The organism is uncultured Algibacter sp. (assembly GCF_947495675.1).
Taxonomy (GTDB): Bacteria; Bacteroidota; Bacteroidia; order Flavobacteriales; family Flavobacteriaceae; genus Algibacter_B.
This window is the reverse complement of the sequence record NZ_CANLZX010000003.1, coordinates 85,810-107,534: the sequence shown is the minus strand read 5'-3', so window position 1 is coordinate 107,534 and position 21,725 is coordinate 85,810. Positions and strand designations below refer to the sequence as shown.

At 30.8% G+C, this 21,725-nt stretch carries 22 protein-coding genes; 11 read left to right on the top strand and 11 right to left on the bottom strand.

Translation table 11 applies throughout. The annotated features are described in order from the left end of the window. Nucleotides 1-4: 4 nt before the first annotated feature. On the top strand, nucleotides 5-1,351 hold the full coding sequence (locus Q0842_RS03070) for a dihydroorotase (RefSeq protein WP_298494209.1): 1,347 nt from the start codon (nucleotides 5-7) through the stop codon (nucleotides 1,349-1,351). Next, nucleotides 1,348-1,908, top strand: coding sequence for a DUF4296 domain-containing protein (locus Q0842_RS03065; protein ID WP_298494207.1), 561 nt, complete (start codon nucleotides 1,348-1,350; stop codon nucleotides 1,906-1,908). The genes Q0842_RS03070 and Q0842_RS03065 overlap by 4 nt, the downstream gene beginning before the upstream one ends. Here Q0842_RS03065 and Q0842_RS03060 read toward each other — a convergent pair. After that, nucleotides 1,883-2,884 (bottom strand): NAD-dependent epimerase/dehydratase family protein, encoded by a 1,002-nt coding sequence (locus Q0842_RS03060; protein ID WP_298494205.1) that lies wholly within the window; start codon nucleotides 2,882-2,884, stop codon nucleotides 1,883-1,885. The genes Q0842_RS03065 and Q0842_RS03060 overlap by 26 nt on opposite strands. Nucleotides 2,885-2,971: 87 nt before the next feature. Here Q0842_RS03060 and tyrS point away from each other — a divergent pair, with 87 nt between their 5' ends. Then, nucleotides 2,972-4,267 carry a tyrosine--tRNA ligase gene (gene tyrS / locus Q0842_RS03055; protein ID WP_298494203.1) on the top strand — a complete coding sequence of 432 codons (1,296 nt, stop codon included), beginning with the start codon at nucleotides 2,972-2,974 and terminating at the stop codon, nucleotides 4,265-4,267. A gap of 160 nt (nucleotides 4,268-4,427) precedes the next feature. Here the strand turns inward: tyrS and Q0842_RS03050 are convergent, their stop codons facing one another. Then, nucleotides 4,428-5,408, bottom strand: a complete 981-nt coding sequence (locus tag Q0842_RS03050; RefSeq protein ID WP_298494201.1) for an acyl transferase — start codon at nucleotides 5,406-5,408, stop codon at nucleotides 4,428-4,430. A 72-nt stretch (nucleotides 5,409-5,480) separates the two neighbouring features. Beyond that, entirely contained in the window at nucleotides 5,481-5,822 is a 342-nt protein-coding gene (locus tag Q0842_RS03045; RefSeq protein ID WP_298494199.1) for a T9SS type A sorting domain-containing protein, read from the bottom strand. Between the two features lie 193 nt (nucleotides 5,823-6,015). Between Q0842_RS03045 and Q0842_RS03040 the strand changes: the two genes are divergently transcribed. Continuing rightward, entirely contained in the window at nucleotides 6,016-6,696 is a 681-nt protein-coding gene (locus Q0842_RS03040; protein ID WP_298494197.1) for a response regulator transcription factor, read from the top strand. Further along, on the top strand, nucleotides 6,696-7,739 hold the full coding sequence (locus tag Q0842_RS03035; RefSeq protein ID WP_298494195.1) for an ATP-binding protein: 1,044 nt from the start codon (nucleotides 6,696-6,698) through the stop codon (nucleotides 7,737-7,739). Before Q0842_RS03040 ends, Q0842_RS03035 begins: the two co-directional genes overlap by 1 nt. On the opposite strand, the gene Q0842_RS03030 is transcribed toward Q0842_RS03035, so the two are convergent. Then, nucleotides 7,722-8,768, bottom strand: coding sequence for a glycosyltransferase (locus Q0842_RS03030; protein ID WP_298494193.1), 1,047 nt, complete (start codon nucleotides 8,766-8,768; stop codon nucleotides 7,722-7,724). The two genes, Q0842_RS03035 and Q0842_RS03030, sit on opposite strands and share 18 nt — an antisense overlap. A gap of 195 nt (nucleotides 8,769-8,963) precedes the next feature. Here Q0842_RS03030 and trmB point away from each other — a divergent pair, with 195 nt between their 5' ends. From trmB to Q0842_RS03000, 6 genes are all read left to right on the top strand, one after another. Beyond that, on the top strand, nucleotides 8,964-9,638 hold the full coding sequence (gene trmB, locus Q0842_RS03025; RefSeq protein ID WP_298494191.1) for a tRNA (guanosine(46)-N7)-methyltransferase TrmB: 675 nt from the start codon (nucleotides 8,964-8,966) through the stop codon (nucleotides 9,636-9,638). 2 nt (nucleotides 9,639-9,640) lie between these two features. Continuing rightward, on the top strand, nucleotides 9,641-10,270 hold the full coding sequence (locus tag Q0842_RS03020; protein WP_298494189.1) for a LysE family transporter: 630 nt from the start codon (nucleotides 9,641-9,643) through the stop codon (nucleotides 10,268-10,270). 83 nt (nucleotides 10,271-10,353) lie between these two features. After that, nucleotides 10,354-10,683 carry an MGMT family protein gene (locus tag Q0842_RS03015; RefSeq protein WP_298494187.1) on the top strand — a complete coding sequence of 110 codons (330 nt, stop codon included), beginning with the start codon at nucleotides 10,354-10,356 and terminating at the stop codon, nucleotides 10,681-10,683. Nucleotides 10,684-10,921: 238 nt separating this feature from the next. After that, on the top strand, nucleotides 10,922-12,058 hold the full coding sequence (locus Q0842_RS03010; RefSeq protein ID WP_298494185.1) for an Mrp/NBP35 family ATP-binding protein: 1,137 nt from the start codon (nucleotides 10,922-10,924) through the stop codon (nucleotides 12,056-12,058). 3 nt (nucleotides 12,059-12,061) lie between these two features. Continuing rightward, nucleotides 12,062-12,304, top strand: coding sequence for a NifU family protein (locus tag Q0842_RS03005; RefSeq protein WP_298494183.1), 243 nt, complete (start codon nucleotides 12,062-12,064; stop codon nucleotides 12,302-12,304). 197 nt (nucleotides 12,305-12,501) lie between these two features. Further along, nucleotides 12,502-12,831: a 2Fe-2S iron-sulfur cluster-binding protein gene (locus tag Q0842_RS03000; protein ID WP_298494181.1), complete on the top strand. Its 330-nt coding sequence runs from the start codon at nucleotides 12,502-12,504 to the stop codon at nucleotides 12,829-12,831. 196 nt (nucleotides 12,832-13,027) lie between these two features. Here Q0842_RS03000 and Q0842_RS02995 read toward each other — a convergent pair whose 3' ends face one another. The 7 genes from Q0842_RS02995 to Q0842_RS02965 form a co-directional block, all read right to left on the bottom strand. Continuing rightward, complete coding sequence (locus Q0842_RS02995) at nucleotides 13,028-13,822, bottom strand: DUF1853 family protein (RefSeq protein WP_298494178.1); 795 nt, start codon at nucleotides 13,820-13,822, stop codon at nucleotides 13,028-13,030. 6 nt (nucleotides 13,823-13,828) lie between these two features. Then, the gene (locus Q0842_RS02990; protein WP_298494176.1) at nucleotides 13,829-14,728 is read right to left on the bottom strand and encodes a metallophosphoesterase family protein; all 900 of its coding nucleotides are present in this window, start codon (nucleotides 14,726-14,728) and stop codon (nucleotides 13,829-13,831) included. Between the two features lie 48 nt (nucleotides 14,729-14,776). Further along, entirely contained in the window at nucleotides 14,777-15,535 is a 759-nt protein-coding gene (locus tag Q0842_RS02985; RefSeq protein ID WP_298494174.1) for an SGNH/GDSL hydrolase family protein, read from the bottom strand. A 159-nt stretch (nucleotides 15,536-15,694) separates the two neighbouring features. Continuing rightward, on the bottom strand, nucleotides 15,695-19,144 hold the full coding sequence (locus tag Q0842_RS02980; protein WP_298494172.1) for a hypothetical protein: 3,450 nt from the start codon (nucleotides 19,142-19,144) through the stop codon (nucleotides 15,695-15,697). Between the two features lie 227 nt (nucleotides 19,145-19,371). Next, the gene (locus tag Q0842_RS02975; protein ID WP_298494170.1) at nucleotides 19,372-19,719 is read right to left on the bottom strand and encodes a VOC family protein; all 348 of its coding nucleotides are present in this window, start codon (nucleotides 19,717-19,719) and stop codon (nucleotides 19,372-19,374) included. Nucleotide 19,720: 1 nt separating this feature from the next. After that, nucleotides 19,721-20,899: an acyl-CoA dehydrogenase family protein gene (locus Q0842_RS02970; protein WP_298494168.1), complete on the bottom strand. Its 1,179-nt coding sequence runs from the start codon at nucleotides 20,897-20,899 to the stop codon at nucleotides 19,721-19,723. A gap of 108 nt (nucleotides 20,900-21,007) precedes the next feature. Further along, nucleotides 21,008-21,724 (bottom strand): methyltransferase, encoded by a 717-nt coding sequence (locus Q0842_RS02965; protein WP_298494166.1) that lies wholly within the window; start codon nucleotides 21,722-21,724, stop codon nucleotides 21,008-21,010. Between the last annotated feature and the right edge of the window lies 1 nt (nucleotide 21,725).

The window sequence follows — 21,725 nt, the reverse complement described above, 5'->3', positions numbered from 1 at the left end:
TACCATGAAAAATAAAATTACACTTATAAAAAATGCAAAAATAGTTAATGAAGGAACTATTTTTAGTGGTGATGTGTTAATTGAAGGTGAATATATTAAACAAATAGCCGATTCAATTAGTCCTAAATCTGCCGATGTGTTAGTTTATGATGCCGAAGGTAAATATCTTTTACCAGGAGCCATAGATGATCAAGTGCATTTTAGAGAGCCTGGTTTAACTCATAAAGCAAATATTGAAACCGAATCTAGAGCTGCTATTGCTGGTGGTATTACTTCTTTTATTGAGATGCCAAATACCAACCCGCAAACTACAACTATTGAGAAATTAGAAGAAAAGTTTGAAATAGCCGCAAAAACATCATCTGCAAACTATTCATTTATGTTTGGTGGTACTAATGATAATTTGGATGAAATTTTAAAACTTGAAGCAAATCAGGTTGCAGGATTAAAATTATTTTTAGGTTCTTCTACTGGAAATATGCTGGTTGATGACCCAGAAGTTTTAGAGAAAATATTTGAAAGTACTGATATGGTTATTTCGGTACACTGCGAAGATGAAGCAACGATAAAAGAAAATTTAAAAGCGCATATTGAGGAATTTGGAGATGATATTCCAATTAAATATCACCCTATTATTAGAAGTGAAGAGGCTTGTTATATATCATCATCAAAAGCCATTGAATTAGCAAAGAAAACAGGCGCTAGATTACATGTTTTTCATCTTTCTACTGGAAAAGAAACAAATTTGTTTACAAATAAAATTCCTTTAGCAGAAAAGAAAATTACTGCCGAGGTTTGTATACACCATTTATGGTTTTCTGATGAAGATTATGATAAAAAAGGCACATTAATCAAATGGAATCCTGCCGTTAAAACTAAGGATGATAGAGATCAATTATGGAAAGCTTTATTGGATGATAGAATTGATGTGATTGCAACAGATCATGCACCTCATACTAAAGAAGAAAAGAATAACGTTTATACAAGTGCACCGTCTGGAGGACCTCTGGTACAACATGCGCTACCAGCTATTTTAGAAATGCATCATAAGGGTAAAATTCCTTTAGAGAAAATAGTAGAAAAAATGTGTCATAATCCTGCCATTTTGTTTCAAGTAGAAAAACGTGGCTATATTAAAGAAGGGTATTTTGCAGATTTGGTATTAGTTGATTTAAATAACCCTTGGACAGTAACAAAAGATAATATCTTGTATAAATGTGGTTGGTCTCCTTTTGAAGGCGCTACTTTCAAATCAAGAATAACACATACATTTTTAAATGGTACATTAGTATATCATAACGCTAAATTCACGAATGTAAAGGCAGCAAAACGATTAACTTTTAATAGATGATTTTAAAACGATTTATTTTATGTGTTGGTATATTTTTTATTGCTGTAGCGTGTAATAAATTAAAAGGCCCCAAAAAGCCTAAGAATTTAATTTCTAAGGATAAAATGGTCAATATATTAATAGATGCTAAACTTATTACATCGGCGAATTCAAAAAATAAAACCATTATGCGCGATAGTGGTCTTGATATGAATACGTATGTTTATAAAAAGTATAATATTGATAGTTTACAATTTGCTTTAAGTAACGATTATTACTCGTTTTATATTGAAGACTACGAAGAGATATATACAAAACTAGCCGATAGTTTAGTCGCTCTTAAAGAAGAGCTTAAAACTATTGAAGCTGCAGAATGGAAAGAAAAAACCAAAAGAGAAGCAGATTCTTTAGCAAACCTATTAATTGAAAATAAAGAAAACGAAGAAAATAAAGATTCTTTGTTGGTAAAAGAGACTAATACAATTGATACTTTGCAAAAAGGTGATAAGCTTTATGAAGAAAGTATAAAAGAACTTGAAGGATTATTGGAACCTATTTCTGATAGTGTTTCCCAATAGAACTTATAGTGTCATCTACAGCTTTGAATTTGTAATTTAAAGCTGTTTTTATTTTATCGCTACTGTAATGTGTTTTGGTGGCTAAAGATTTGGCTATATGCTTTGTTAACTGTCTTCTCTTTCCTGTTAATTTGTGTTTTAGCCAATCTAATTTCCAACCAATATTTAATAATTTACTGCTTGCTAGTTTATTAGGAGGGTTCGTTTTTACTGCTTTAGCTAATGCTTGAAGAAAATCTTTGTAAGTCCAATTTTCAGCTACCAAAATAAAGCGTTGGTTAATTATGTTACTATCCATTAATTGCATCATAATTGTGACAACATCATCAACAGATACTAAGCCTACAGTTCCAGATGTATAATATTTTAAGCCATTTTTAGCTTTTTTAAATAAACTCCCAGTACCGTAATGCCAAATTCCTGCACCCAAAATAACACCAGGATTTACAACAACTGCATCTAGTCCTTCTTGTGTACCTCTCCAAACCTCAATTTCTGCTCCATATTTAGTTATGGCGTAAACACTATTATCTTCTTCAGGGTTCCAATTGGTGTCTTCAGTAATAGATTCATTATTTAAAGTTTTGCCTAAAGTAGCAATTGAGCTTACATAACAAAGTTTTTTAATGGAATTAGAAATACTTAAATTAACAATATTGGCTGTGCCTTCAATATTAGTTTTTCGTAAAAGCTGATATTTATCTGGCTCAAAAGAAACAAATGCAGCGCAATGGTAAACTTTTGTTATACCAATAAAAGCATCAGAAAGTGAAGGAATATCTAAAATATCAGACTTTACCCATTCAATAGTATTAAACAAAGTGTTATAATCATTACTGTAGCTAGAAAAAACACTCTTAGTGTTTTCAAGTTTACGTTCAGTTCTGTAAATGGCTCTAACCTTTTTATTTTCAGAAACAAGTCTGTAAAGTAAATGCGCTCCAACTAAACCTGTGCCTCCTGTTACTAAAATCATGCAACTAAATTAAAGAATTATTCATAATCCATAAGTAATTATACCTGTATTTTTATATTTGCATAGTTTTGTAAAAATTTAAGAAAAATGATAAAGAACTTTGTTGAAGAATTAACTTGGAGAGGCATGATACATACAGTTATGCCAGGTGCTGAAGAACATTTAATGGAAAGTATGCGAAGTGCTTATGTTGGGTTTGATCCAACTGCAGATTCTTTACACATAGGAAACCTAGTGCCTATTATGCTTTTGGCGCATTATCAAAGATGTGGACATAAGCCGGTAGCTTTAGTTGGTGGTGCAACAGGTATGATTGGAGACCCATCAGGAAAATCAAATGAGCGTAATTTATTAGATGAAAAAACACTTCGTCATAATCAAGAATCTATAAAAACACAATTAGCACATTTTTTAGATTTTGAAAGTAACGAAGAAAACGCTGCCGAACTTGTGAATAATTACGACTGGATGAAAGACTTTTCGTTTTTAGAATTTATACGCGATGTTGGTAAACATATTACTGTAAACTACATGATGGCTAAAGATTCTGTTAAAAATAGAATTTCTTCTGATGCATCAGAAGGTATGAGTTTTACAGAGTTTACGTATCAAATGGTTCAAGGTTACGATTTTCTTCATCTTTATAGAGAAAGAGATTGCTCCATACAAATGGGAGGTAGTGATCAATGGGGAAATATTACTACAGGAACCGAATTAATTAGAAGAGTTGCTGGCGGAAAAGGCTTTGCTATTACATGTCCATTAATTACAAAATCTGATGGATCAAAATTCGGTAAATCGGAAGGTGGAAATGTTTGGTTAGATGCAAATAGAACATCTCCATATAAATTTTACCAATATTGGCTAAATTCAAGTGATGAAGATGCAGAAAAGTATATCAAGATTTTTACTTTTTTAAATGAAGAAGAAATTAATAATCTTATTTTAGAACACAAAGAAGCACCACATTTAAGAGTATTACAAAAGCGTTTGGCTGAAGAAATTACAGTTATGGTACACTCTAAAGAAGATTTAGATAATGCCATTAAAGCAAGTAATATATTATTTGGAAAATCTACAAGTGAAGATTTAAAAGGCTTAGACGAAAAAACATTTTTAGATGTTTTTGATGGAGTACCCCAAACGCAAATAGCTAAATCTGAAATAGAAAACGGATTAGATATTATAGCTGCTCTAGCTGAAAAAGGAGGGTTTTTAAAATCTAATGGAGAAGCAAGAAGAGCGCTTAAAGAAAACTCAATTTCTGTAAATAAAGAAAAAGTTAAGGAAGATTATAGTATTACAAATAAAGATCTTATAAATAATAAATTTGTGCTCTTACAAAGAGGCAAAAAGAACTATTTTGTATTGCAAATAGTATAAAAAATGATAAAGCCTGAGTTTTTACTCAGGCTTTAAATTTAACCAATTAACTAAAAACTAATTTTTCTTTTTCTTAGCTGTATACTTAGTCGTTGCTTTTTTCAAAAACTTACATTCGTTTTTAAATTTTTATTTAGTGGGTTGTAAATATTTATGGTGTTTACAAAACCATTAGGTTGCATCCTCGAATATCAGAATTATCAAAACGCCCTATAACTTCAAAAGTACCATCACTTTTTACACTACCTAAATCTTGAGTAGCAATAAAAGAACAAGAATTTATATTTGCTAAATCAATAATATTTAAGCCACCTGTTTTACCTGTATTAAGAATTGTTAATGCGTCTTCAGTATCACGAGATAAAACAGACATCCAGGGCGGACAATCAAATAGACCGTTTCCTTTTGAATACGCTTGACTTAAAAGTTCCGTCATACCATATTCACTATGTATTTGGTTTACACCAAAACCTTTTTTTAGTGTATTATGGAGCTCTGTTCTTATTAACTCTTTTCTTCGGCCTTTCATACCGCCAGTTTCCATAATAATAGTATTTTTTAAATTGAATTGATGGTTTTCAACTAAATCTAATAAAGCAAAAGAAACGCCAATTAATAAAACTTTTTTTCCTTCGGAATCTAGTTTTATTAATGTGTCTTTTAATTCTGAAAGATTATTTAAATAAAACCCGCTTTCAGAATATTTAGAGGTTTTAATCATGTTATCTACCATATATATTAAAGAAGAGCCTTCACGTTCTAAATAAGAGGGTAACAACCCCAAAATCACATAATCTTCAATGTTACCATAAAATTTTTCAAACCCTTTGGTAAAACTTTTTTTATAAATATTTAAATCGGTAACATGATGTTTGCTTGTTTCTTTTCCAGAAGTGCCAGAACTTGTAAATGTTCTTTTTATGGTAGTATTAGAGCTTAAAATTTCTCGAGTTTTAAAAAACTGAATAGGTAAAAACGGAATATCTCTTAAAGTGTTTACTTCACTAGGGTGTTTGTATAATAAATCGCAAAAAGACCTATAAACTCTATTGTTTTTAAATTGAAATTTAAACACTTTAAGTGCTAAGTGTTCAAATTCATTGTTATTTTGTATGTTAAAAATTTCATGTTCGGAAATCATGTTACAAAAGTATGTAAAATAAAAAAGCGTTGCTAGAAACAACGCTTTCAAAACATATTTTTAATTATAAATTTACCTAATAATAAGTTTTCTAGATTCACTTACATTGTTTTCGGTAATTTTTAAAATATAAACACCTTTTCTTAAACTTGAAATATTTAATTCTTTACTGTATAAAATGGTGTTAAATACTTGTTTTCCTAATACATCAAAAATTTCAATTTGCTTAACTAAACTAAGTTTTGATGCGATATTAATTATAGGTCTTTCACTATTAACAGGATTAGGATAAATAGATAATCCTTCAATATTTGTTTTCGTAGAGGGATTGTTAGCATAACTTTGAGCAACCATAAATTGGTTTGTAAAGCATGTTAAAGTAACTAATAATAATAAAAAGTAAATTTTTTTCATACACTACGATTTGGTTCTATAAAGTTAATAAAATACATCAAAAGTAATGCCAAAAGAGTGTTAAATATAAAAGTAGTTTGTCGAAAGTTTAAATGATAATCATGGGTTTGTTATCTTAACGTTATTAATTATACTATGGTAATATAATTGTGTTAATAGTTTTATCTTTACTTTTATAAACATATCTAAAATAATGAAAAAAAAGGATATTAAAATATTATTGGTAGATGATGAGCCGGATATATTAGAAATTATTGGTTATAATTTATCTAGTGAAGGATATCAAGTAATTACAGCTGAAAACGGACAAGAAGGTGTTAAGAAAGCTAAAAAAGAACAACCACATTTAATTATATTAGATGTTATGATGCCAGAAATGGATGGTATTGAAGCTTGTGAAGTTTTAAGAAAAAATCCAGATTTAAAAAATACAATTATAACATTTTTAACTGCTAGAGGAGAAGATTATTCTCAAGTTGCTGGTTTTGATGCTGGAGCAGACGATTACATAACAAAGCCAATAAAACCAAAAGTTTTAGTAAGTAAAGTAAAAGCGCTTTTAAGGCGTTTTAAAGAAGAAGATGTAGCAGATACACTAAAAGTTGGTAGTCTTGTTATAAATAGAGATGAGTACAAAATTGTATCAAAAGGAAAAGAAATTATACTACCTAGAAAAGAATTTGAATTATTATCTTTACTAGCATCTAAACCAGGCAAAGTTTTTAAAAGAGATGAAATTCTTGATAATGTTTGGGGTAATGAAGTTATTGTTGGAGGTAGAACAATTGATGTTCATATTAGAAAACTTCGTGAAAAATTAGGTGATAAAAGCTTTAAAACTATTAAAGGCGTAGGCTATAAGTTTGTGGATTAATGCAGGCAAAATTTAAAAAATCATATCGGTTTGCTGTGCGTACAGCATCTTTTATTACATTATACACAACACTCTTAATGAGTGTTTTTTTGTATTACTATCATGTTTTAGAATGGTATTACCCTTTATTGTTTTCTATAAGTATTTTTATATTTTCTTTTATTATTATTCAATTTAGTGTAGAACGATTTATTTATAAACGTGTAAAGCGTATTTATGATGACTTAACACTTTTAGAGTCTGTTAACTTAACAAAAGGTGCTATTACTACAGATATGCAAACCTTAACTCAAGAAATAGATAAGTTTGCTAACGATAAGAAAATAGAAATTGAAACGCTTAAAGTAAGAGAAGCATACAGGAAAGATTTTATAGGTAATGTGTCTCATGAACTAAAGACACCATTATTTACAGTTCAAGGTTATATTCTAACATTGTTGGATGGTGCTATGAACGATAAGAACTTAAGAGAAAAATATCTGTTAAGAGCAAGTAAAGGGATTGAACGATTGGGTTATATTATTAAAGATTTAGATATGATTACCAAATTAGAAGTAGGTGATTTAAGTTTAAATTTCGAGGTTTTTAATATTGTTGAATTAGTAGAAAGTGTATTTGATATGTTGGAAATGAAAGCCAATAAGAGGAAAATAACACTTGTTTTTGATACAGACTACCCTAATCCCATACTGGTAAAAGCAGATAAGGAGCGTATACAACAAGTATTGGTTAATTTAATTGTTAACTCAATAAAGTATGGCAGCGAAAAAGGAACTACAGAAGTTAGTATTGAAAACCTTATAAAAAATAAAGTAATTGTTCGAGTTACAGATAATGGAGAAGGTATAGCCAAAGAACATATTCCGCGTTTATTTGAGCGTTTTTATCGTGTAGATAAAAGTGGTTCTAGAAAAGAAGGAGGATCTGGTCTTGGACTTTCTATAGTAAAGCATATTATTGAAGCACATCAAGAAAAAATATATGTTGAAAGCGAATATGCTGTTGGTAGCGAATTTTCTTTTACACTAGAAAAGGTCGAATAATTCTTTAAAATTAATTTCAAAATCAAAAGATTTTAAGCCTTTGTAGTTTTCTAAGTTTTCAAGTTTATTTAAATTAAATTCCTTTTGGGTGCAACTGGGAACTAGGTTCATTTCAGAAAATCTTTTAGCTAAATATTCTTGTTCAAACTGTCCAGGTGTAGGTATAAAAAAAGCTTTTTTATTTAGTTTAGCCAAATCCATAACAGTAGTATATCCAGATCTAGATAAGAGTAAAGCACTTTCATTAATTGTTTTTTCAAGTTGCTTAGAGGTCATAAAATTATAAACAGTTATGTTTCCTAAAACTTGTATAGATTGTTCTTTTTCCATTACACCTTTCACAAAAACAACTTTACCAGTATATGCTTTTAATTCAGAAAATAATTTTGTTTCAAGCAAGGTGCGTTGTGGTTCTGGTCCAGAAAGTAAAACCATTAAATCATTTTTAATTTCAATTCTTAATTTAGTAAATCTACTTAAAGGACCAATGTATTTTACAGGTAAATCAAAATTAGTGACATGCCCTAATTTTCCGCTTAAATTTAGTTTTTCATCAATATCTGGAACCCAGCATATGTCAAACTTCTTTATAATATTTTGATGCAATTTTGTACTTAGCCAAGTTGTATTACCACTTAAAACATTAAGTTGGTGTGTAATGAAAACCGAAGGCACTTTTTTATGTCTAACCCCTAATCTATTGTCTGAAATAATTCCGGCAAAATCGTTATGCTCTAATATAGAAGCAATAACTTTTTTTTCAGCTTTAATCGCTTTTAAAAGTTTTGGTGAATCTTTTAATAGTTTTAATTTAAATAGTTTACCATTTTTACTGTAAGTAACATTGTAAGAAGGTAATTCTATAGTAGTAAGGTTAGGAAACTCTTTTTTAAGTAAAGCTAAAGCAATACCATCACTTGCAATTATGGGTACAAAACTTTCTGCAATTAACGCATTAATTATTGGTATGCAACGAGTGGCATGTCCAAGTCCCCAATTTAAAGGTGCAACTAAAATTCTTTTTTTCATCAATACATATTAGGGCGTGCCCCAAGGGTCGGGCTTTCCGCTATATCTTTTTTTTGCATTTAATAGAAAAAAAAGATGTTACATTATTCCCTCACACACTTTTTTGCTAAATTCAAAGGTAAGAATATAATGCCTCGAGGATATTTCCTTAATTTTACCAAAAATAAAGTAATAATAAGAAATCGTTAATAAACTTTGGGAAGCAAAAATAAACTCAGAAGATTTAAAGAAAACGAAACATTTTCAAATGTCGTTCAACCATCAAGAGATGAGTTGGTAAACTCTAATTTCAACTTAAAAGGGAATTGGAGAAAAGAAGTTTTTCATAATAATAACCCTTTAGTATTAGAGTTAGGGTGTGGTAAAGGTGAGTATTCCGTTGCGTTGGCTCAAAAATATCCAGATAAAAATTTTATTGGTATAGACATTAAAGGCGCTCGTTTTTGGAGAGGTGCCAAAACGGCCATAGAAGAAAACATACCAAATGTCGCTTTTCTTCGTACACAAATTGAATTGATAGATCACGCCTTTGCAGAAAACGAAGTAGATGAAATCTGGATAACATTTCCAGATCCTCAAATAAAATATAAGCGTACAAAACACCGTATGACTAATGCTACGTTTTTAGAGCGTTATAAAAAAATATTAAAACCAGAAGGTGTTGTAAACTTAAAAACAGATAGTGAGTTTATGCATGGTTATACTTTAGGTTTATTGCATGGAGAAGGACACGAAGTACTCTATGCTAACCATAATGTTTATAAGCAAGAAGGGAGTCCAGAAGAAGTAACTAGTATTCAAACCTTTTATGAATCGCAATATTTAGAACAAAACAAACCAATTACTTATATTAGATTTAAAATTAAATAAGTTTGAACATCACCTTTATATTCTTTCTAGGTTTATTTTTTGCAATGATTGGGGTTATTCCACCAGGGTTGTTAAACATGACAGCAGCAAAAATAAGCTTAAAAGAAGGGCATGTTAGGGGGATTGTGTTTTCTGCTGGTGTTTGTGTTATAGTGTTAACACAAACCTATTTAGCAAGTATTTTTGCAAGATATTTAAGCAAACATCATGAAGTTATAGGGGTATTAAGAAGTGTGGCATTAGTTATTTTTATTTTAATAACTATTTACTTTCTATTTGTAGCTAAATCTGAACCTAAACAGCAAAAAGAGCCCAAAAGGAGAAGTAAACATAGTAGGTTTTTTCAAGGTATGTTTTTATCTGCAATAAATGTTTTTCCAATACCATATCAAGCATATATGACTATTACTTTGGCATCTTTCGGGTGGATGACATTCGAAAAAACCAGTATAATGGCTTACGTTATTGGGGCTACAACAGGCACATTTGTAACACTTTATATGTATATTTTCTTTTTTGATAAAATAAAAGGAAAAGCCTTTACATCTCAAAAGAATATGAACCGAATAATTGGAGGAATTACGGGTGTTATTTCAATAGTGACATTAATAAATATTATTCAAGATTTCTAAAAATAAATACACATCATTGAAAATTCGTTGTCGAATTAAATGTTTTGTACTTATTGTAAACAATAAAACATTAGATAATATACATGAAACCAGAGACTCTTAATTTTTTTGATAAAGTTTATGAAGTCGCAAAGCTTATACCTTTTGGTAGGGTAACAAGTTATGGAGCAATAGCTAGGTACTTAGGCGCCGCCAGAAGCGCAAGAATGGTAGGTTATGCCATGAATGGTTCACATGGTAAAAATGTGCCAGCACATAGAGTTGTAAACCGAAAAGGATTACTTACTGGGAAGCATCATTTTGATGGTACAAACCTCATGCAACAATTATTAGAAAGTGAGGGTGTAGTAGTTATTGAAAACCAAATTCAGAATTTTGACAACATATTTTGGGATCCGTTAAATGAATTGTAATACAGGTATTATTACATAAGAACTAACAAACAAAAATTCAATAGTAAAATCAAATATATACATAGTTAAAACTTCTAATCTCAGGCTTCTGTCTTCAAGCTTTATTACTTATCTTTGCTCTTAGAATGATTCTTAATTAGTTAAATTAACAATCTTATATAAGTGTATTAAACTATACTAAAAAAAACAAATCTCGATATTTGAATCGGGATCTTTTGAAACATATTTCAAATAAAATATGAAACTAGATAAAAAAGACATACTTAAAGCTCTTGAAAGTATTACTGTGCCTGGTGAAGGACAAAATATGGTAGAGAGTGGGGCAGTTAAAAATGTAATTACTTTTGGAGATGAGGTTATTGTTGATATTACCATACAAAATCCAAGTTTACAGGCTAAAAAACGAACTGAGGTCGATATTCTTAAAACCATTCATGAAAAGGTTTATGAGAAAGCTAAAATTACTGTAAACGTAAAAGTTGAGGCTCCAGAAAAACCAAAAGCTAATGTTATTAAAGGAAAACCTATTCCAGGTATCCAAAATATAGTTGCAGTTGCCTCAGGTAAAGGCGGTGTGGGAAAATCTACAGTTACAGCAAATTTAGCGGTAACTTTAGCTAAAATGGGATTTAAAGTAGGTGTTTTAGATGCCGATATTTATGGGCCATCTATTCCTATAATGTTCGATGTAGCTAACGAAAAACCTTTAGCCGTAAATATTGAAGGAAAATCAAAAATGAAGCCTGTTGAAAATTATGGTGTTAAAGTGCTATCAATCGGATTTTTTACACAACCAGATCAAGCAGTAGTTTGGAGAGGACCAATGGCTGCAAAAGCTTTAAACCAAATGATTTTTGATGCACATTGGGGAGAACTTGATTTTTTACTTCTAGATTTACCTCCAGGAACAGGCGATATTCATTTAAGTATCATGCAATCTTTACCAATTACAGGAGCTGTTGTAGTTAGTACACCACAAAACGTAGCTTTAGCCGATGCTAAAAAAGGAGTTGCTATGTTTCAGCAAGAAAGTATTAACGTTCCAGTATTAGGAATTATAGAAAATATGGCATATTTTACACCTGCTGAATTACCAAATAATAAGTATTTTATTTTTGGAGAAGCTGGTGCTAAAAATTTAGCTGAAGATTTAAATGTGCCATTTTTAGGTGAATTACCATTGGTACAAAGTATAAGAGAAGCAGGAGATGTTGGTCGTCCAGCAGCATTGCAAACAGCAACGCCATTAGAACAAGCTTTCGAGAAATTAACTCAAAATGTAGTACAAGAAGTGGTGAGACGAAATGATAATTTGCCACCAACGGAAGCCATTAAAATTACAACCATGGCTGGTTGTGCCGCAGTTAAAAAATAAAATATGACTTCAGAAGAGCTAAAAGCAAATGTTGAAAAAGCCTTAGAGGAAATTCGTCCATTTTTACAAAGTGATGGTGGCGATATTTCATTATTATCAATTGAGAATGATAACCTTGTGAAAGTACAGCTTCAAGGAGCGTGTGTAGGTTGTAGTGTTAATCAAATGACGCTAAAATCAGGTGTAGAAATGACTATTAAAAAGTATGCACCTCAAATAGAACAAGTTATTAATATTGAAGCTTAAAGTAATTCTACTAAACTTTCAATTAAACTATAAATCTAATGCATAAGGAATCCTTAAAATTATATAATTTTAAGGATTCCTTATTTTTCTATATAGTATATCAAATTCACAGACAAAAAGTATTAAAATAAGTAAGCTTACGTTAAATTTGTGGCACGAATTATGACACGCATTTAGCATAAGTATAAAATTAAGTAATGGAAGACGTAAATATAAAAATAACAGATAGAGACGGTGTAACTCACGATATTGTAGCGCCAACAGATATGGCCATGAATCTTATGGAAGTTGTGAGGTCTTACGAGCTAGCGCCCGAAGGTACTATTGGTGTATGTGGAGGTATGGCTATGTGTGCTTCATGCCAATGCTATGTATTAAGTGAAACAGAATTACCAGAAATGAGTGATGATGAAGAAGCTATGCTATCTGAAGCTTTTGATGTTAAAGATAATAGTCGTTTAGGTTGTCAAATACAAATAACCCCACAAATGGAAGGCTTAGAGGTTGAATTGGCACCAGAAAGTTAGTATTTGTTTTTGAATGTTCTAATAATTTAATCTCAAATATATTGAGAATTATTAAGGGCTTTTTAAATAGACTAAGAAAGAATAGTTAAGTATAAATTCCTTTTAAATTTAACAGCAATAAATATTTGTAGATAATGTTATAAGTGTCTTTAAATCAAATGTTTATGAAACCAAATTTCCTGGGTTTACTTACTAATTACCACCATACCAAAAATATTTTTTTTATTTCTCCATTTTTAAACTTCACCCAACATAAAGCAGAAAATCCCTCTTTAAAATAAACTTCGCTAATTTTTCTAAAAGCATTATAATTAATCCAATTTACATTTGTATGTGGTATAATTATCCAATCTTTTTTATTAGGAATATAAAATTTGCAATCTTTAAAATTGTCTAAATAATTTTGGTTAATATAAAACCCAGCAATGCTATTTGTATTTAAAGTTTTTAATTTAATATCTTGATTAGTAAAAGGCAAAAAAAGTTGAGCTTTAAAATATACTTGTTGTGAGATGTCTTTAGGTTTTAATTCAAGTTTCTCTAAGTAAGGTTTACAAGCCTCAGAGTAGAGTAGAGGCAGTTGTTTTTCTTTTAATTTATGGAGTTTTTCTATTAAAGAATCTTTTCTATTTGGACCAATAAAATGTTCTATTTCAGAATTTCCGATTGTCTCATCAAATAAGTAAAACTTATAAATGATTTCTAAATGAATAGGTTTGTTGTTTCTTAAAAGTAAACAATCTAATTCTCCTAAAGTAGTTTTACCTTTTTGAATTTGAATATTTTCACTTAAAATAGTTATGTCCTTTTGTTGACTTAACTCAAAAGATACAAGTCGCTCAACATACTTTCCTAGTCGTAAATTATCATTAATATCAATTTCAATGCTATTAGGTGTAGAGATAACTTCAAATTGTTGCAAATTAAAAACATCATTATTTTTCCATAAACAAGGTGTTAGTGTAAAACCTATATATCTTTTTTGCAGCATCAATTCTTATGCAGTTTTATAATCTGCCAATTTTACAGGGCCTTCAAGTAAAATTCTAACAATCTGTAATGTACCATCATCAGTAGTTGCAATTTGCCATTTAATAAGTGAAATGGTACCATTCTCAATTTCTATGCCTGTAATACTTCTAGGATGTACACAACTACCATCGTTAAAAAAAGCAATATCTCCTGGCTCAGGAAAACGTGGTCTGTGAGTATGACCAACAATAGTCATTAAATTATTGTTTTCGGTAATCCATTTTTTTGTTCTTCGTTCTACTTTTATAAGTTCTTTATAGTTTTTTGCTGGACTTGTAGGGTCTGCAATTCCCATAACATTTAATGGTTTCCATAGTAATCTAACCATTAATCTACTCCATTTCCAAAATAAAAAATTCCACCAATCGGCTTGGTGCCCATGGGTTAAAAATAATTCTTGTCCAGTCATACAATGTTTTAAAACAATGCCTTCATGGTATTTAATGTCTTTAAACAACTCTACATCTTCACCAATTTTTGGATCAAAATATGTAGATAAATGCTTCTTTACATAATCAGGATTTCTATAAACCATATCATGATTTCCCCATATCATGTGTAAGCGATTGCTTTTGTGAAATTTTTTCAAAAGCATATATACATTTTTATGAGCGTTTAAAATTGACTCAAACGAGAGGTTTTCCCAAAGCTCATCTCCATCTCCAATTTCGCAATACTGAAAACCTTCGGTGTAATAATGTTTTAAGGCATGAAAATAAATATTTCTATTGTTTGCAAAATCATCAGCAAAACTATTGTCGCCTCTATGACAATCGCTAAACAAAATAAACTTACTATCATCGTCAAAATCAATGATTTTTGCAGTTTTATAGGCGTTATCTAATCTTTTTTTGGATGAAAACATTTAGTAAATGTAAAAAAGTGTTTTTATTCAAAACGCTTTTTTTTTAAATTAATTTTCGAGTTTTTTAATAGCCAAAGGTAAAAGTCTATCTACAAATTTGGCATAAGCTAATTCTGAAGGATGAAGCCCATCACTAGCAACAAGATTAGGGTTTGTTAAACCTTGTCTTGTTATATCTGTTATATATACAAAGCTAATATTGTTTTGTAAGCAATAATTTTGAGCAAAATTATTGTAACGATCTAAGTCTTGTGATATACTTGTGCGGCCTTTTCCAAAAGGCGTAAAAGCATAATCGGGAATAGAAATAACAATAACATTATTTTTTTTTGAATTCGCTTTTTTAATAGCCGTATTTACTAATTGCGGAAACTCAGATTGGTAAATAGAAAAGGGTTTTCCTTGGTATTGATTGTTTACACCAATTAATAAGGTTACTAAATTATAATCTTCAGTTAGTTCATTGGTACTTATGGCGTCAATTAAGTTTGTAGTAGTCCAACCGGTTTTAGCAATTACTTGGAGTTCTATGTCTTCTAAAAATTCAATTCTGGGTATTAAACGGCTTTTTAATTGTTCTGGAAAACGGCAAGTTTGGCAAACACTTTGGCCAATGGTATAGCTATCACCTAAAGCTAGAAGTTTGATTGATTTTATTTCAGGATTATTATATTCTAGCTCGTTTTCTTCCTCTTCAATAATAATTTCTAAAACTTTTTCAGGTATAATTTCATCTGGGTTTTTAGTGCAGGCAAATAGCATAAACACAACCAAACTTAAGCATAGCCTAGTAGATATAAATTTCATTTTTTTATTTTAAAGATACGATTTTGCCTTTTAAAACTAAAACTGTTAATATTCTAACTATAAAATATATGTTGTTAAGTCTACAGAAAAAGTTTAATTGTCTTTATACAAACAAAAAAAGCCCCTTAAAGGAGCTTTTTTAATTTTTAATTAGTTTTCTTATTTTTTGTACAATGGATCTAAGCCAATAGTACCTACTAAGCGATTTAAATACTCTGGTGATTTTACACTCTCGTATAATTTTTTAGTAGTATCTAAACGTGCATTTATTTGTAAATCATCTACTAAAATATCATTGTTTGGATTGTTTATAAATGATTCCAAATAGTCAATTTGAGCATTATAGTAAGCAATATCTTTTTGTTGTTTTAATGCTAATCTTTCTTTGTACCAATCAGAATTAACTACATAATCTCTATCAAAATATTTTCTTAATTCTGGATCGCTAATATCTTTTCCTTCATAATTCCCATAAGCCATAATGTTTAATAGGATTTTTAATGGAGGGATAGCAGCTTCAATACTTCCGTCTTCAAAATAGTTTAAAGCCACTTTTTGTTGAGCTTCAACTATGTTATTAATACCATCAACAAAATCTTCTAAATTTTGTAATTCTGGTTTTAACATACGTTTGTTAAAAACCGCAGTAGGCTCATCAAATATTCTATTTAAACAAAGTAAAGAGAATTTTTTAGTAATTCTGTATCCTAAACGACTTGCTAAAACTTTTTCGCCTTTATGCTCAAAGTCTTCAAGTTTTTCTAAAGATCCGTTTACAATTAAATTTTTAGGGTCTCTATCTTCTGGCGCCATTCTAGCCCAAATCTCTGGAATTAATAGACTAACATCATGGTCTATTTTGTTTTCTGCACCAACATAACCTGCTGCAGTACTAAACCCGTTAGATTCTGTTAAGATGTGAGATAATAAGGCGTTGTTTAAATCTGTTGTAGGAGTCAGCATGTTAAACGGAGCCTTAGTTAAAGCACCTTCTGAACCTGCACCTGTAGTTGATGGTGATTTACCTGTTAAGCTACAAATAAAATCCATGAATAATTCTGGTGTTTCTTGGTAGTGAATTGGACTGTAAACAGCTAAAGGTCTAATACCAGCTTCTCTGTCTGCAGGATTATTTCTTCTACCAGGTAACACAGCATTTACAGTATGAATTACTGGATCTTCAGGTTTAATTCTTCTACATAAACGCACTCCCATATCAGAGATATAAGTAGCTTCGGTTTCATTGTAAAATTTATTTGGCTCTAAATAACGAGGATTTTTGGTTGGCTCGCCATCTACAATTCTAGGGTGAGATGGTAAAACAAACTGTATATCATCATCACCAGAATCAATTATTTCTTTTATAAAATCTTGTACTGGTTGTGTATATTTATCGTAATTGATAGTATCTTCATAAATAGCAATTGCATCTTTCTTAGTTAACATTTCGTAGTTAGTTAAGAATCGCCCATCAGAAATAATATCTAATTCTGCAAGCTTATCATATCCTCTAACAATCGCTTCATCTGGTCTCTGGAATAAATGTGCTTCGCAATTTGCTAATACTTTTACACTTTTGTTAGTGTATTCTGGATTTAAATTTTTGAAACGTTCTTTTGGAAGTGTAATTGAAGCTGTAATATCATCTTCAGTTTGAATTTTTTCACAAGCCGAAAAGTCTGAACGTAACTTATTAAGCATCCAGTTTCCTTCTTGATTAAACCCGATACGAACATAACTACCAACAACAGGTGTGTTATTATAAATTAAAGATGTGCCTTTTGCTCCATTAATAAATTCTACAGACATCATGTCTTTCCAGTTAAGGTTAGCACCATGTGCTTGTCTGAATAATCGTTTTACAAATAATACTAAAGAACGAATATGAACAGGGATATTATTTAACCATTCGTTAAATTCATCTGAGTTTTCATCATTAGGAGTTAATAATTTTACAACAGAACCTAAAGTTCTTTTTTCACTTAATAATGATCTTGATTTTGGTCTGTTAGGGTCTTTAACTTTCCATCTAGTAGAATAATTAAATTCAATAACTTCGTCTGCTTTCTTAAAATCTTCATCAATGTTATGAATGTTAAATGGACTATATGTAATAGCATTTTGCATTGATTTAGAAATCTCTGATTTACCACCACCAGAAACTGTACAAGGTTTATGGCAAAATACACCTTCAGGATAAGTTTCTACAATACGCCATAAGTTTATAGACTTGTGTTTTTCTAATCTTAGTTTGTTACCAGATGGGTGTATATAAGTTTTAAATGGAGATAAAGTAAGTTTTTGTTCTTCACCTTTATAATCCCATGTAATGCTATTGGTAGCTGTATTAAAATAAGACGATTCTGGTATGTAAACTATGTTTGGGTATTTTTTATCGATTGCATAATTTTCTGGTTTAACCTCTATTCTATCACCAATAAGGTTTTTAACGTCTTCAATTGTGTGATTAAGCCCATAATATTCTGCATAATCGTTACCGTTTACAGTTTCACCCATTACACGTCTAGCATATGCTATTGCCCCACCAGCGTGTTCTTCTTCGGCTAAACCAAAGAGGTTTGCAGAATAACTAATTTGAGTTTTTATTTCTTTTTTAGAATAACCATAGTAGTTGTCTGCAATTAATGTAACAACTACACCGCTTTCATCTCTACAAGTAATTTTAAATGCACCACCTTCATTATAAAGTTCATTTTCATCTTTCCAACACATACCATCTTTTTTCTGGCGGTCTGTGGCATCTTTATAATTAGGAAGCCCTACATCTTTCTTTTTAAGCTTTAATAATTGAGGAGCAAGAACAATACAACCTGTATGGCCTGTCCAATGTTCTGGATCTAAGGCAGCATCATTATGAGCTAAATTAGGGTTTCCAGCATTTCCGAAAATAGATTCAACAAAATCTAAATTACTTACTAAGGTACCAGGAGCAAAAAAGCGAACTTCTAATGATTTTTTTGAATTTACACCTTTTACTTCTGGACACACAGTTGGTCTAAGAAGCATAGAGACCATAGTTGTAGCCTTCTCTTCTTGATTCGAAGTAAACGGAAGTGTGTTTAAGTCGTTAGATGGGTTAAAAGCAGCATTTAAAAAATGCGCTAAAACGACTCTAGGGACTTCTTTTTTATCTAAAGGAACAGGAAGTGGCCCTTCAACAATATGAAAAGTGCCTTTAGTTGTTCTTTTATCATGTAAAGGATTGTTTAAAATACCTTGTTTAAGACGGTTAGTGGTTACTAAATCGCTTTTAAATAAGTTACCATCTGGTGGCAAACTAGCTTCTCTAGCTTGGCCCTTTTTAGAAAGTATTAATGTGTTATTTGGTAATTTAAACGATTTATCAATGGATACGTCTTTTAAATAAGTATCAATAAAATTCTGGATTCTTGAGTCTGCTGGCGATAAATGATTAGCTAAAAGTCTTGATTTTTCTCTAAGACTCATTATTAATGGTCTTGTTGTTTTTTCAAATTCTGGGTCACAAAACTTTTCAGTACTATCTTCTTTATCCTTAAATATAGGTTGCCCAATTGACGCAAGCTGTAAGTTGATGAATTGAACAATGTCTTTTCTTGATTCTTCCATGGTTTTCTAAATTGATTATCAGTTGTGTTTTACACAAAAATACATTACAAATTTACAGATGAGAATATGTAAAAAACCTGTCAAATGTCAGTCTTTTAATTATTTTTAAAGAAAACGTTTGCGTAAAAACCACTTATTTATAAGTATTTAAGTCTGTTATATCTAGTCCCGTAATAAGTAAATGGGTGTCATCAGTAACATCAATAAAAGGTAATATATTTTCTTAATTATTTATTGGTATGGCACCAAACTGCCAATTCATTGCCAGAAGGGTCAATAAAATGAAACCTGCTGCCACCAGGAAAAGAGAAAGTGTCTATAGAAATTATACCTTTAGCTTCTATTATAGATTTTTTAATCAAATCAAGATTTTCATGATACAGAACAACCAAAGCGCCATTAATAATTTGATTATCTGTTTTTTCAAACCCACCTTCAAGACCGCTTTCAGAAAAAGCAATATATGTATCTCCGTAATCTGTAAAAACCCAACCAAAACAATTTGAATAAAATTGCTTTGTTTTTTCAAGATTATGAGCTTTAAGCTCTACGTAGTTTATGGGTGTACTATTCATACTATTTAAAAGCGTTTAAGCCAGTAATATCTAAACCGGTTATTAGTAAATGAATATCATGAGTTCCTTCGTAAGTTACCACGCTTTCAAGATTCATCATATGTCTCATAATAGAATATTCTCCACTAATACCCATACCACCAAGCATTTGTCTAGCATTGCGAGCAATTTTTAATGCCATGTCCACATTATTGCGTTTTGCCATAGATATCTGTGCTGAAGTTGCAGTACCATTTTCGCGCATTACACCAAGTCTCCAAGCTAAAAGTTGCGCTTTTGTAATTTCGGTAATCATTTCAGCAAGCTTTTTTTGTTGCAATTGAAATTGACCAATAGGTTTTCCAAATTGCATACGTTCTTTACTATATCGTAAAGCTGTATCATAGCAATCCATAGCAGCGCCAATAGCACCCCAGGCAATACCAAAACGTGCAGAATCTAAACAGCCAAGCGGTGCGCCAAGACCAGATTTGTTTGGTAATAAATTTTCTTTGGGTATTTTTACATTATCAAAAATAAGTTCGCCGGTAGCCGATGCTCGTAACGACCATTTGTTATGTGTTTCAGGGGTTGTAAACCCTTCCATACCTCGTTCTACAATTAACCCATGAATACGCCCGCTTTCATCTTTAGCCCATACAACTGCAATTTTACAAAAAGGCGCATTGCTAATCCACATTTTTGCGCCATTTAAAAGATAATGGTCTCCCATGTCTTTAAAATTTGTAGTCATTCCTCCAGGATTACTGCCATGGTTTGGTTCTGTTAGGCCAAAAGACCCCATCCATTCGCCACTAGCTAGTTTAGGTAAATATTTTTTACGTTGAGTTTCGTTGCCATATTTCCAAATAGGATACATAACTAATGATGATTGTACTGAAGCTGTAGAGCGTACACCAGAATCGCCACGTTCTATTTCTTGCATTATTAAACCATAACTAATTTGATCTAAGCCAGCGCCGCCATATTCCATTGGTATATAGGGGCCAAAAGCACCAATGTCTGCTAGACCTTTTATAATCTGTTTTGGAAATTCTGCCTTTTGGGCATATTCTTCAATTATAGGTGAGACGTCTCGTTTTACCCATTCTCGAGCAGCATTTCTAACTAATTTATGTTCCTCGGTTAGTAACTCATCTAAGTTGTAATAGTCTGGTGCTTCAAATAAATCTGGTCGCATAAAGAATGAATTGAAAAGTGAATTAGACAAAATAATTAATAAATAGACAGTTTTATTGCCAAATCATCATTTTTGTCCTTCAAATTTAAATAATCTTTATTGAATTGATTACATTTTTAAGTAGAAATCTTTGGTTAAATTAACGTAATCCTTGGTGTATTGGTGTCTTTCTGTTTCAATAATTAAAGAGTGCATATTTATTTCGCTTTCGCGGAAAGAGAATTCTAAGAGTGCACGTTTAATTTCAGATGTTGGGTTGCCTTTTACATGTAAAATTCTATTAGGGAATAAGTTGAATTTTGAAGCTGTTTGAATAAAAGTTGATGATTCTTTAAACGGAATTACTACTGAAAATATACCATCATTTGATAGTAATTTAGAAACACTTTCAAGCAAGTGATTAAATGGCATAGCGTCTTGAAATCTAGCCAAGTCGCGTTGTGTATTATCTGTTTTATAATCTTCTGTATAAAAAGGCGGATTGCAAATAATTAAATCATAAGTATCATCTAATTCTTCAACAAATTCATTTAATGAAGCATGGTAGCAAAACAATCTGTCTCCCCAAGGTGATTGTTCAAAATTTTCAACACATTGTTCGTATGTTTTGTCATCAATTTCAATAGCATCAATAAGTTCTGCATGGCAGCGTTGTGCTAGCATTAGCGATAAAACTCCGGTTCCAGCTCCAATATCTAAAATTGAAAAAGGACTATTTTTAAGGGAAGCCCACGCACCTAATAAAACAGCATCGGTGCCAATTTTCATGGCACATTGGTCTTGGTTTATGGTAAATTCTTTAAACTTAAAGGGTTTTGTAGACACA